Here is a 13,369-nt window from a genome sequence, read left to right on the forward strand (position 1 = left end):
GTATTACCTTAGAAGCGATGCAGAAATCGCGGCAGGATGCGGCACGGCCGGCCGAGAACGCAGCGGGAAACTTCCGCCACGATGATGGACGGTGCGGAGCGGTATGGCACGGGTTTGCGCCATGCTCATGATTAACGCCACCATGACCCAAATCTCTGGTGATTGTCCGATCGACCCCGATGTCATCGAAAGTGCGATCAATGCCGCCCCGGCAAGAGCAACCGAATAGCCATACGGTCCGAACCGCCCCGTGACCCCGTGCCATATGCCGCGCAGCATGATCAGAAGGCAGAAAAGATAAACCGATCCACCCACGACTCCAAGCGCCATGAACGATTCCAGAAACACGTTATGCGCTAAAGCCGTGCCGTTCATAGTGATATAGCTGTACCCGATGATCGGTGATTTCTTGAAGTCACCCCACGCAGCCGCCGCGATATAGTCGCGCTCTTCGATAATACGCGAACCGCTGCCGTCGAACATCGTCCTGAAACGGTCGAAGGATGCAATCGTCAAATCACTAAAAAGTGCAAAGGCGACACCGCCGACAATCATTAGACCGAGATAGACCCAAACGCGTGGCCGGATTTTGAATTGTCCGATCGCACGGGAGTTCACTTTCAAAGCCGACGCAGCGACGAACATCAGTCCGAAAACGAACGCAACGACCGGGCCCCGCGACCCACCAAGCAGCATATTCGCGAGGCCTACGGCGAAAATACCGAGGTGAACCGCCTGAGAAAACAGCGTCATCCTGAAAAATACTGCGAAACGGCCAATAACGAAAAGCAAGAGCACGGCCCCCATCAGGCTGATCGTAATAGGATTGAGTACCGAGGTCGCATCATCCTGACCGGTTACTTGAAAGCGATATGCAAGCGCATTTTCGGTTGCCAGATCCTGCGCCTGGATAGCAACGTAATAGAACAGCGCCAGATTTGTGAGGACAAGCATCCCAAAAAGCCATTTGTGCAGGACCTCCATGTCGTCCGCATCGAACGCAATCGCGATCGAAAGCACTGGAAGCACTGTTAGCCCGAAGAAATAGAGAAGAATATAACTGGGGCTGGCTAGCGGAGGGACGATACCAAGCCCAACCACGTCATAAAGCAGCCGGATCCCGAACAGACCAAACAGCAAAAACAGTGGAAGCACGGTCGACGTGATGGACCGCCTCTGGGAGGCGGCAGCAAGGAGCGCCACGCCGAAAACCGCAGTAATCAGGCCCTTGATTGCGTAGTTGAACAGGCCGAGCCCCTCGACGGGCACCCCAATCACCAGCAGCAGCACCGTAGTGAACGGATAGCTAAAAGCCAAAACAGCCATAGAGGGGATATAAAATTTACGCATCGCTTGACATACTCTTCAGCGCTTCGATTGCCTCATCAACATGGCAAGCCGCTGCCCTGCACTCCCACGGCCGCTACCCGCCCGCCAGCGTCCGCGCAAGTCCATTGTCTCCGCGGCCTCATCCGTGATTGGCCTCCAAATCCCCGAATGGCCACCGCATCCGGAACGCCGCAACTGCGACAAGCCCCGTACCCGCAAGAGCGAGAGCCAAGGCACAGCCAAGAAATAGAAACATCCCTAACCGGGTCGAGCTCAACGGAGCGGCGAAACGTTCAAATGCCAAGGCGATCGCAATGGCGGCGACCGCCGGCACCAAGAGCAATTGAAGATATGTCCGCACGATACCAAAATTGAGAAACCGGCGATCGACGAGCGCGTGGAACGCCATCGAAACCGAAAACTGGATAGCGAAAAATAGCGCAGCAGCGCCCACCGCTCCGAAGTGACCGACGACCAGCCAATAACCAGGTATTGAAACACACAAAGACGCGAGACCGAGAACGTTGTTAAAGCGCGTATAGCCGTTGGCTAGAGCCACACTGTACGTTAGCGAAGACATCGCCAGGAACGAATAAGATGCGATTACCCACGGCACAAACGGGGCCGCATTTTTCGCCACATTGGAATTTCCAGTCCATCCCATCACGACCATTTCCGCATTAACCGCGATCGTTGCCATCACAGGAAAAACTAGCACCGCGACCAACATTGCAGTCCGTAAATAGAGATCGCGCGCACCGTCGCCATTGCCTTCCGAAAACCACGCCGTCAGGCGCGGCTGAATGGCGGCCTGAAATGGCGAGGCAATGGCGATCATACCTGTGCCCAACGCGATAGCGATATTATAATAGCCAAGATATTCCAGATCGAGCAGGCGGCTAAGCACTATACGATCGAGCTGCGTGTTTACCAAAGCGACGATTGCGATAAGGAAGATGCCAGCCGCAAATCCGCGTATTCGCGCCAGCGTATCCCAATCGACGAACGGAACCTGAGCCGGTCGCCATGGCGCCAATACGCGGTTCAGTCGCCATTGCGCGACAAGCAGAAGCAGCAAGGTGGCGACCAACTGACAGAAAAAGAAAACAGAAAGTGTCGGCCATAACATCAGAGGAAGCAGAACCAGTCCGTTACGCGCCGCTCCCCAGGCAATATTGAAAATATTGGCTTCCACTTGCCGCTCGAGCCCCATCATCGCGCTGACGTAATAGCGGAAAAGCAGCTGCAGCCCCGCTTCGCAGGCGACGATTTTCAGGCACAATGCGATCAACTCACGGTCGATGGGTGTTTCATTGATAAAACTCACCGCGATGGGGCGCGCGAACAGCAACCCTGCGGCTCCGCAGACAAAAAGCACGAGAACATAGATTTTTTCGAACGCACGAAAGCTGCGGAACTTTTCCTGCGCTGACAAATCCCTGCGCGCTATTTCGCGCATGATTGACACCGAGAGGCCTAGGTCGAGAACCATAAGCATCCCCGAAACAATCAGTGCGAAGGAAATCACACCATAATTGTCAATTCCAAGGATGGATATATAGAGTGGTATAAATATAAAATTGGAAATAGCTGACCAAAATCGACCAAAAATATTTGCAATTACATTTCTATTCATCTCCTATCCGGCTCTTGATAACTTTAGCCGGAACCCCTCCCACAATAGAATAGGGAGGGATGTCACGATTCACATAACTGTTCGCGCCGATGATAGACCCTTTTCCGACCCGGACACCCTTGCCGATGGTGACATTGGCACCAATCCAGACGTCGTCTTCAATATGGACCGCCGCCTCGACATTGGCCTGTTGCACCATCGGGATATCTAGACTGGCAATGCCATGATCGAATGCGACAATCACCACATTGGGCGCGATCATGACGTCCCGCCCGATGAAAACCCCTGCGTCCCAACCGCCGATGGAGCCATTCTGAGCAATCGAGCTGCCCGCGCCCATCTCCAGCAACCCACGCACTCTAATGTTCGGCGACAAAGAAGCCCTCTTGGCGATCCGGCAACCGTGACGGTTATAGTAGTTGACACGGAACTTGCTGAATTCGTCGGGCAATCCGATGATAAATTCGCGGAACAGTGATTGCAGGGCCAGCAGGATTTTTCCCATCACGCTTCCCTCTCAATTCAATCTGGCGCGAACCGCACCGATCGCATCCGCAATGGATGCAGCTTCGATCGCAGCACTCTCGGGGAAGAAGCGCACCAGCAGATTGTTCCGAAATTGCACCGCGCGTTTCGCGGTGATGACCAGTGCATAATAGATCATCTGCGGAACGAGCGTCACCGGTCGCTCGTGCGTATGACGCATCGCATCCCGAATATCCTTTGCGTAAGACCGTTCGAAGATGAAACAAGCGCTATAAAGACACGCATCGCCAGGCACGCCGAGCGCTGTCGCCCCCGTCCGATTGATCGCGCTGCGCAGCGACTGCGCGTAGATAGTAGGCCCCGACCAGAAAAAGGGGATTTGCGAATACCATGTCTGCGCCGTATCGGCAGGGAGATGCTTTTGCTCGGCAATCGAACCGCGGTGCTCGCGCATCGTTCCTCGCCCCGCCCCGCTGCTTCGGCTGTGGCCGGCAATGATCAAGGGGCGTTCGACATGACGGCACCGCTTAACAAAAGCCGCGATCCCGATAGCATTCGCCATATCGGGGCTGGCGCCTGGAAAGTAGCTTCCGGTTCGATTTTCGACGGCGGCGAGCACTGCGCGACTGACAAAACCCTGATAAACACAGGGCAATCCCTCGAGTCCCAGCGCCCCGCTCCGAGCAACGACGCGGCGCGCGTCGGCGAGGATATCGGCACGGCCGCGACCGGTGAGTATCCGTCGCCGATAGAGTTTTCCACCGAGCCCACTAATGCTGCGATGGGTGATGTCAGGCCATGTATAAAGAAGAACCGCGCCCATCACAGCATCGGCCCCTTCTCTCTTAGCGGCCGCCATTTCGTCCAGCGCCTCATCCAGCATAATTCCGTCATCGTCGCCAAGCATGCACACATAGTCGCCTGAACAGGCTCGAACCGCCGCGTCGCAATTGTCGACCACCGAAATCCATCCGTTGGTATAGGCGTAATGGACGCGCGTATCGTTCAGCTCGGCAACATAAGCAGCCAGTTGATCGTCATCGGAATTATCCTGCAGGATGATTTCAAAATCCCGCCGGTCCGACCGCAACAGTTCATCGACCAGGTTGATCAGATAGGGCTGACGGTTTTTCGTCGGAATGGCGATGGACAACAGGATGTCGCTATTCTGCGACGCCATAGAAAAATCCTTCACGGTGCGGCTCAAAATCACTCTTCACCAAGCTCCTGGCGCACATAGGACAGCGACCGCATCAGTTCCATCGTCTCCTCCACTGACAATTGCTGCGTGTTGTGTGATGTATAGTCATCGACCACATTGGCCTCGACATTCCCTTCGCTGATGAACAGTTCGTAGTTGAGATCGCGATTATCGGCAGGAATCCGGTAATAGCGGCCAAGGTCCTCGGATTTTGCCATTTCCTCGCGCGATACGAGCGTTTCATATAGCTTCTCACCGTGACGCGTGCCCATGATCTCGATCGGCGCATCCGACCGGAACAACGTCTTCAACGCGGCGCTCAGATTTTCGAGACTGCACGCCGGCGCTTTCTGGACAAAGATATCGCCCTGATTGCCGTTGGCGAAAGCGTGGAGAACAAGATCCACCGATTCATCTAGCGACATCATGAAGCGCGTCATGCGCGTGTCCGTCACGCGCAGCGGCCTACCGGCCTTAATTTTCTCGATAAACAGCGGGATCACCGATCCGCGCGACGCCATGACATTGCCATAGCGAGTCGCGCACATCACCGGGCCTCCGGGGGGCGTTGCAAGCGCGCGGGCGATCAAGATTTTTTCCGCCATCGCCTTGGAAATACCCATGGCGTTGATCGGATAAACCGCCTTGTCGGTGCTGAGCAGAACCAAGCGCTCAACGCCATTCTTAATAGCTGCACGCGCGACATTTTCGGTTCCGACGATATTCGTGCGGACGGCCTCCATCGGGTAGAATTCGCAGGACGGAACCTGCTTCAACGCCGCCGCGTGAAACACATAATCGACGCCCTGCATCGCGTTGTCGATCGAATCGAAATCACGCACGTCCCCCAGAACAAAGGATACTTTGTTACTGCGCAGTTTGATTCGAAGATCTTCCTGCTTTTTTTCATCACGGCTGAATATCACGATCCGGGCGACGTCGGTTGCGAGGAATCGGCCCAATACCGTCTTACCGAACGATCCCGTTCCGCCGGTAATCATCAACGTCTTATCTTTGAACATGAAAACTCCGTAGTCGTAGATCAAGCTGGTTTACACAGAAGCGTCGTACCGATTAATCAATCATCGGGCGCCCCGACGGGATGCTTTTCAAAGCTGGCCCCCTAGCGCAATCATGCCCGCCGCGCGCCAGATATTGTGTCAACGATTCGCCGCCGTTCTGCCGACCCCACCCACCAGCCGACAGGCACCGCTAAAACACGGTCCATAAACCATTCGGTACCGGGTAACGCCCCAGCCCGGCTCGCGAAACCGGAATAAACATGATTGGGCTGATGTAGCTTGGAACAGCCGACCCCCTGCTCTTTCAAAGCCTTGAGCATATCGTCGCGTGCTTCGCAAAGCAGCAACATCGCCCAAAAGGCCGGAGTGGCACCGCTCAACGGTTGGACAGCAGCGACGCCCGGCACCCCGGCGAGCGCAAGCGTGATCGCTTCCACATTCGCGCGAATGGCCCGCTGCCGCGTGTCCAGCTGCGCCAGATTGTGCCGCGCCAATGCCGCGTTGACATTCGGCAGCGTCGCCGCGAAGCCTATTTCTGAAATGTCGGCCTGCGGATCGATTTCACCTAGCGGATCACGGAAACGCCCCTGATCGATCCCGAAACGCCGCAACTTTCGCGCGGCTGCGGCGGCGTCTTTGTCGCGGCACAACAACGCCGCCCCTTCGATCGCATTGACTTGACGGTTGGCATAGAAGGAAAAGATCGCAAAATCGCCGATCGATCCTGCGCCCGCTCCACCGGGCAAGCGCGCGCCCAATGCATTATTGGCATCTTCGATCAGGGTCAGACCTGCTTCATCGCAAAGCCTCCGCAGCGCCGCAGTATCGGCGGGGTAGCCTGCCACATGATATACAATGAGGGCACGCGTTGCTGCAGTGACCTTCGACCTCGCGTCATCGACATCCATCGTCGCCGTCGCGGTATCGATATCGACCCAAACGGCGGTGGCACCGATGTGGCGGATCGCACTGTTCGATGAGAGACAATTGTACGACAGCGTCAACACCTCGTCACCCGGGCCGACACCCGACAGACGTAACGCCAATTCGATCGCCTGCGTCATATCGCTCACCGCGACGACGGGCGCCCCTCCGTGCCGGGCCGACATCTCGCTTTCCAACGCACCCACGTGCGACCCCGCCGCCAGCTGGCCGGATACCAGCGCCGGTGCCATTGCCGCAATCGCAGCTCCATCAACGCGACAATCGAACAGGGGAATCGCCATCTCTAGCCCTTCGCCAGCGCATCGATGATCCGTTGCCGATCTTCATCGCCGACCCACCAGCCAGACGGTATATGAACCAGCCGCTGGTAAAAGCTGTCGAGCCCCGGCATCGGTCCGGCAAAAGGCGCAAATGCAGAATGAAAATGGTTCGGCCGATGCAGCTTTGACGCGCTGACACCGATCGCCGCAAGGCACTGCTCCACCTCATCCGAATTATCGGCTAGCAACGTGTATATCCAGTAGCTCGGGTTGGCTTCGGCTAGGACAACGGCCGGCTTAATGCCCGCGATTGCGGCAAGCTCGCGATCGAAAAAGCGGCCGTTGTTGCAGTGGCGCGCGATCAGGCCGTCGATATGATCCAGTTGTTGCAGGCCAATCGTTGCCGTGACATTGCTCATATTATATTTGAAGCCCGGACGCTTTATGTCGACCTCCGTGCGGGGGACTCCTTTTGTCAGGCCGAACCAGCGCAACTGCTTCGCAAGCAAGGTCTGCGCGGGGTCGCGCAGACCCAAAATACCGCCATCGACCGTGGTCATATGCTTGATCGCCTGAAGCGAAAAAATGGCGGAATCACCGATGGTCCCGATCGGCTTTCCGGCGTAGCGCGCACCGAGCGCATGCGCACAATCCTCAATCAGGCCGATCTCATGCCGATCCGCGATCGCACGCAGCGCAGCCAGATCCGCCGGGTAGCCGGCATAGTGCACCACGCAGATCGCAGCCGTTCGCTCCGTCACCGCAGCCTGAACGGCGGCCGGTGATAGATTGCCCGTATCGGGGTCGACGTCGGCAAATACGGGCGTTGCCCCGGTTTGCATGATGACCGTGTTCGTCGGCTCCGCGGTCATCGACGTCGTGATGACCTCACGCCCCGGCCCCGCGCCCGAGAGCAACAGCGCCACATGCAGCGCACCGGTCCCGCTGCTTGTCGCAAGTGCCCGCGGCAATCCGAATTGTTCGCCAAAGCGGCGCTCGAATTCATAAACGGCTTCACCCTCCCCGATCATGCCGCTGTACAGCACCTCTTCCAGAGCCGGCATAAGCCGTTCCCGCGGCGGCATGGCGACTTTGACGAGGGGCAAAGGCGACGAGACCGAACTGGTCATAGTGAATCAGCTTTCCAACTTCCGCACGGCCCGGATGCGATGGCCCGGGCCGCTACGATGCGTCGCGATAGACGAGTCATTCCGAAAGGAAACGAACCTTGTTGTTAGACAAGGCCTTCAGAACCCGTTGCTCGATCGGAGTGAACATTTTCTGATATTTTTTCGTGTCGATGTTGCAAATAGTCGCGTCGCCAAAGCGATCCGCAGCCGCCTGCTGGCGCGCGCTATCGCTGACGAAGACTATAGCCTCGTCTTTCCCGGCCGCCTTCCAGCGATAAGCGAGAATTCCGTCTGCTGCCCCATCCAACTGCTCGATGCCCAGCTCGACTTCGAGGTCGCTCATCCACCCGGTCAGCATCTCCCACTTCTCCTCGGCCGAAACCGTTTTGTAGAAGGACAATGCCTCCTTCTGCATGGCCGGCGAACCGGCCAGCACGACTTCGGCGGGCCAGGACCTGGTGATGTTCGATCCGATCAGCGCGACGGTGCGACGACCGATCGTTACGCCAGAAGCACAAATGCACGAACCGACCAACCAGACATCATCTTCGATCACGACGGGCCGTTCGCCATAAAGGGTGCAACCCTCGATCCGTTCGCCTGCCGCGACGTGCGACCAGATTTGCGAATACATGCCAACGCGAACGCCGTTGCCGATCGTCAGCCCCCCACTACCATCTAATACGGTGTTTTGGCCGAACCAGCCGTGCTGGCCGATCGTAACGCCCTGAGTCGAAAGGATGAGGCAATTATCGTGCAGCGACGTCCAATCCCCGATGCTAACCGCACCACCGCTCACGATGAACTTGACACCCGGCCCGATGGAGCAATAATCGCCGATCTCTACGCGCGCCGGCTTATGAAAAACGATCTTGACGCCCGCAGCGATCGACGTGCCCTTACCGATTACGACCTCGCCATCGCCAATGATCTCGATATTGCTGTGCACCACTCTTCTATCCTCTCGTTTCCATCTTGCTATTCTCTTTGGGTGACGCCCTTCGCATGGCCGCTATCCCGCACAAATCTGACCTGCCTCAACCGTCCTCAACGGGCACGTTCGCGTGCATGTCTGCCTGGAGGCTTTCAATTTCGGCTTTCAATGCGTCATACTCAGCCATCTTCCGCTTTATGAAGCGCGACGCGAGTATGGCCCGATGCGCTATGCCCTCGGGCGTCAACTCATAAATATAGCCAATTTTGTTCTGCGAAGACCGAAAGTTCGCTATCTTCACATGCCCCTTTTCGACGAGCGCATTTAGGCAATAGTTGATCCCGCCCAAGCTGATGCCCAACGCCTTTGCCAGTTCCCGCTGACTGATCTGTGGATTGGATTCGAGGATTCGCAATGCACGGAAGTTGACGTCTTCGTCACGACTGTTTTTTCTGCGATTGGTCATGCCGCCGCCTCGCTATCGCGCCGAAACCCTTCAACCACGCAAATGGAGACGTGAAGATGGACCTTGTTCATATTTGAACGCATACTCCAGCACGGCGTGCTCGTAAAGCCCACGATGCCATTTTGGACGGGAGGCGCGTCAGCTATGCCTATTCAATAGCCTTGGACGCGATGGCGCTGAACGCGAAAACGCGCGGACCCTTTTGGGCAGCCACAGCGCTCAGACGCTTGACCTCGGCTCCATCGTCGGCTGTCAATTCGCTCAGCAGCCGGTCCAGCGTCTCGGGGCTGGCATCGTCGATGATCCGTGTATTTCCACCGATATCCAGATGGTCCATCCCCCGCCAATGATGGAAAATGGTACCGAGCCCATGCCCGATGGCCTCTTCCCACAATACCGAATGGGTACCCGGAAACAGGGCGAGGTCACCCGCCCAGAAGATGCGATAGATTTCGTTCGCCGGCGTCCAGCCCAGCATATGCACATCGTCATGGATATCGATGCCGTCGAGCTCGACCTGGACTTCAGGTGTCGCCTGACCAAAAACGAGAAGATGGGCGTTACCAATCTCTCCTCTCTGCTTGGCGCGCGAAAAGCGGTCGATCAGCGTATGGATATTCTTGCGAAGATCGAGCTTCCCGCCAGTCACGAACAGCAGTGCGTCGTCGGGAATTCCCCATCCGGCTCGCGCTTCGCGTCGAACCTGACTACGGTCGAGCCCTTCGGTCTGCGTGTCGTCCGCCCCGAACGGAAGCAATTCCATCTTCGCGCGGTCGACCCCGTAAACCTCGTGCAGAAAATCTCCGCGAACCGGCAGAGTCGGCAGGAAACGCTGCACGATCGGCGATACGCGCCTTAGGATGGCGCGATAAAACAGCCCGTGTAGCAAGTGGCGCGAGACGAAGCCGCGTGCGCTATTGACATAGTCGGTATGGCAGTCCGCATAGACCGGCGTCGGGCGTCGAAGCACATAGCTCCGGATGGTCAGGAAATCCCAGAACTGGACGTCATGGACGAAGATGAGATCAGGCTTGAACTCTTCAAGCAGTTTTTCAACGCCCTCATAGGCGCGAACCTTGGCCTGAAGGAGCTTCGGTACCCACGAAGCATAAGGCAAGCGATGTACAGGCACGCCATCCTCGTTGATGTAACTCGACGGTTCGACGTATCCTAGCTGCGTCCGATCAAGATATGTTTCGGTCGAGGCGACGATCATCACATCGTGCCCCATCTTTCGGTGAATGCGCGGAAGGATATTTTCCTGGTAACCGAAGCCATCGATATAGAATGCCGCGAGGCAGACATGAGCTATGCGCATTGTTCAAGCCGCTCTAAGAATTTTTGGGGATCGCGGATGTCCTCCGCACATTGCTCCAGAACCGCATCCGGCCGATCCCACCACCGGCTCGCAAGTAGAGCCTCGCGGACTGGTTCATCGAAACGGTAGCGGATGAAACGTGCGGGGGAGCCCGCAACGATCGCGTAGGGCGGAACATCCCGCGTCACCACAGCACCAGCGCCGATCACCGCACCATGGCCGATGGTGATGCCCTGCATGAGGATCGCGCGGTAGCCGATCCAGACGTCGCTACCCACCATTGTGCGCTGCGGATCGGGACGCGGGAAGATCGAGAGCTTCTTCACGACGCTGTCGCGCCCCTCATAAAAAACCGGCGAGGTGCCGACCCATTCGATCGGGTGCCGACCTCCGCCAATAACGACGTAATTCGCGATCGAGCAAAAATGGCCGATGTCGGTCGTCGTGATTTCGCAATCATAGCCACAAAAGCTGTGACGCCCCATTGTGCTATCGACGAAAGAAGAGCCCGGCTCGACCTTTGACGTCGTATGGACTTCGCTACCGCGAATGGCCGCACCGCGGATCTTGCGGAACAGTTTCGACCACAGGTAAACGGGAGACGGCATGGCGTTTTCTCCGTCAGGGTCTTAGCAGCAGCGGGTTCATGCTGCGACCTCGACCGGTTGATCAACACTCATGTCGCCATCGATGAAAATGCGGAACCATAGCTCAACGCTCAACAGGCGGAATAATAAGGTGCCATGATTCTTGCGGCCCGACCGATGATCCTCGATCATCCCCTTCAGCCCTTCGTCATCGAACAGCCCCCGCGCAAGGCACCGGTCGCCGAGCAGGATGTCCAGCGGACCCGTTCCGGGCGTGTAGGGTTTTTGGAACTGTCGTCCGATCGGGGTGGTAAAACCATATTTGGTCGTTTCATCAAGGATCGCATCATCGACCAGCCCACGCATGGCCTGGCGATGAATATATTTGCCTACGCCCAGTTCGACTTTGAAGTCGCCGGGAAGAGGCCAGACAAATTCCACCAGCCGGTGATCGAGGAAGGGCATGCGCGCCTCAAGGCTATTCGCCATCGAAATGGCGTCGCCATAGTGCAGCAAGTTGACGAGCCCGCCACTATGCTGTTCACGCAGCCGCCGCGCGAGAGCTCCTTCTCCCGCGACAGGTTCCAAAGTCGGGAAATCGGCCATAGGCGCATGTTCGCGTAATCGAGGCCCATAGATGACGTCGAACCCCTGTAGCCGCTGTTGCAAGCGCAAAATCCACGGCAGATCGTTGCTTGCCTGCCTCGCGACCAGAAAAATCAATGAGCGGAGCGTATAGGTTTTTAGATATTGCCGCAGGCCGCGCCACGCCTTCCCCAGCCGTCCCGATGCAATCAGGTCGCGTTCAGCGGGCCACACCACCGCCGAGATATAGCCGGCTAGTAGTTCGTCGGCTCCCTGCCCGTCCAACACCACGGTCAAGCGTTTGCGTGCTTCCTGGAGCAGCTGCATCAGCGGGATCACCGCGGGCGAGCTGTTGCCGCTTTCGAGATGATAAACGATCTGGCCAAGCCGTCCGATGAAATCGGAATAATTAGTGTCTATTATATGGGCATCGAGACCAAGCCTTTCGGCGGTCTCGCACGCAACGATCGATTCATCTATCCTCCTCGTGCTATCCTGATAGATAGTGCCGTCCTGAACCAGCCCTTCCTCGTCATCGAACCGCGCGGTAAAGCTGTGGTGCGGTGCTGGGTCGATGACCTGCATGACCGACGCGATCGAATTGGAATCGACCCCCGACGACAAGGTAATGCCGAGCGGAACATCGCTCCGCATCCGCAGACGAACCGCGTCTTCGAATAATTCGCCATATTGACGCCGGGCTTCGTCGAAGCCGAGGTTGCACCGCCCGATCGGATAATCCCAATATCGCCACATTCGCAGCGCGCCGTTGGCGTCGATCGTCAGATTATGGCCCGGTTGCAGCCGACGGACGTCGCGGAACCAGCTCTGTTCGTGCTGAGCACCTACCGATGTGCGGCAATAATTGGCGATCACGCCGTAGTCGGGCTCGGCCAACGCCGGCGCATAGTGGAGCAATGATTTGATTTCGGACGCAAACAGCAATTGACCGTCATGCACGGCATAGTTGAACGGCTTGATACCAAACCGATCTCGCGAGGCGAAAATCGTCCGCTCGACGCAGTCATAAATGGCAAAAGCCCACATGCCGTTGAAACGACTGACACAGTCATCGCCCCACTGTATATAGGCCCGGAGCAGGACCTCGGTATCACCGCTCGTCTGAAAAGCGACACCGAGCGCCTCCAGTTCGGCTCGGAGTTCGAGATAATTGAAGATCTCGCCATTATAGGTCAGCCAATAACGGTCGGAAATCTGGAACGGCTGGTTGCTTTCATCGGACAGGTCGATGATCGACAGCCGGGCATGACCGAACATCACCCCATCTACGACCCGCTGCGACCGCCGCCCGTCGGGTCCACGATGAGCAAGTTTTTCCAGCCCTTCGCGGAATCGACCCTCATCGATCGGGCGCCCGCCACCCAGGTCAACGATGCCGAAAATGCCGCACAAAACCCATACCCTCTCTGTCGCTTTTTACCGATTGAATGGCCCGAGTCATGGACCCCA

General features: G+C 57.0%; 12 protein-coding genes. All 12 read right to left on the reverse strand.

From position 1 onward, the window contains the following. Window positions 1-3: 3 nt before the first annotated feature. On the reverse strand, window positions 4-1,350 hold the full coding sequence (locus CDQ91_RS01970; RefSeq protein ID WP_088471015.1) for an O-antigen ligase family protein: 1,347 nt from the start codon (window positions 1,348-1,350) through the stop codon (window positions 4-6). 118 nt (window positions 1,351-1,468) lie between these two features. Next, on the reverse strand, window positions 1,469-2,965 hold the full coding sequence (locus tag CDQ91_RS01975) for a lipopolysaccharide biosynthesis protein (RefSeq protein ID WP_088471016.1): 1,497 nt from the start codon (window positions 2,963-2,965) through the stop codon (window positions 1,469-1,471). After that, window positions 2,958-3,470, reverse strand: a complete 513-nt coding sequence (locus CDQ91_RS21835; RefSeq protein ID WP_272897599.1) for an acyltransferase — start codon at window positions 3,468-3,470, stop codon at window positions 2,958-2,960. Before CDQ91_RS21835 ends, CDQ91_RS01975 begins: the two co-directional genes overlap by 8 nt. Before the next feature lie 12 nt (window positions 3,471-3,482). Further along, on the reverse strand, window positions 3,483-4,631 hold the full coding sequence (locus CDQ91_RS01985) for a glycosyltransferase family 2 protein (RefSeq protein WP_144036659.1): 1,149 nt from the start codon (window positions 4,629-4,631) through the stop codon (window positions 3,483-3,485). Window positions 4,632-4,660: 29 nt separating this feature from the next. Next, window positions 4,661-5,674 (reverse strand): polysaccharide biosynthesis protein, encoded by a 1,014-nt coding sequence (locus CDQ91_RS01990; protein WP_088471018.1) that lies wholly within the window; start codon window positions 5,672-5,674, stop codon window positions 4,661-4,663. 110 nt (window positions 5,675-5,784) lie between these two features. Then, the gene (locus CDQ91_RS01995) at window positions 5,785-6,900 is read right to left on the reverse strand and encodes a DegT/DnrJ/EryC1/StrS family aminotransferase (RefSeq protein ID WP_088471019.1); all 1,116 of its coding nucleotides are present in this window, start codon (window positions 6,898-6,900) and stop codon (window positions 5,785-5,787) included. A 2-nt stretch (window positions 6,901-6,902) separates the two neighbouring features. Continuing rightward, the gene (locus CDQ91_RS02000) at window positions 6,903-7,943 is read right to left on the reverse strand and encodes a DegT/DnrJ/EryC1/StrS family aminotransferase (RefSeq protein WP_201791849.1); all 1,041 of its coding nucleotides are present in this window, start codon (window positions 7,941-7,943) and stop codon (window positions 6,903-6,905) included. Window positions 7,944-8,085: 142 nt separating this feature from the next. Next, a complete protein-coding gene (locus tag CDQ91_RS02005) occupies window positions 8,086-8,961 on the reverse strand; it encodes an LbetaH domain-containing protein (protein WP_088471021.1) in 876 nt (291 codons plus the stop codon). An 85-nt stretch (window positions 8,962-9,046) separates the two neighbouring features. Then, on the reverse strand, window positions 9,047-9,409 hold the full coding sequence (locus CDQ91_RS02010; protein ID WP_088471022.1) for a MarR family EPS-associated transcriptional regulator: 363 nt from the start codon (window positions 9,407-9,409) through the stop codon (window positions 9,047-9,049). A gap of 148 nt (window positions 9,410-9,557) precedes the next feature. Next, the gene (locus CDQ91_RS02015; RefSeq protein WP_088471023.1) at window positions 9,558-10,727 is read right to left on the reverse strand and encodes a glycosyltransferase family 4 protein; all 1,170 of its coding nucleotides are present in this window, start codon (window positions 10,725-10,727) and stop codon (window positions 9,558-9,560) included. Next, window positions 10,718-11,335, reverse strand: coding sequence for a CatB-related O-acetyltransferase (locus tag CDQ91_RS21840; RefSeq protein ID WP_158213594.1), 618 nt, complete (start codon window positions 11,333-11,335; stop codon window positions 10,718-10,720). Before CDQ91_RS21840 ends, CDQ91_RS02015 begins: the two co-directional genes overlap by 10 nt. A 36-nt stretch (window positions 11,336-11,371) precedes the next feature. Continuing rightward, window positions 11,372-13,312: an asparagine synthase (glutamine-hydrolyzing) gene (gene asnB / locus CDQ91_RS02025; protein ID WP_088471024.1), complete on the reverse strand. Its 1,941-nt coding sequence runs from the start codon at window positions 13,310-13,312 to the stop codon at window positions 11,372-11,374. Window positions 13,313-13,369 lie beyond the last annotated feature (57 nt).

Origin of the sequence: Sphingopyxis witflariensis, assembly GCF_002205635.1 — a bacterium.
GTDB lineage: Bacteria > Pseudomonadota > Alphaproteobacteria > Sphingomonadales > Sphingomonadaceae > Sphingopyxis > Sphingopyxis witflariensis.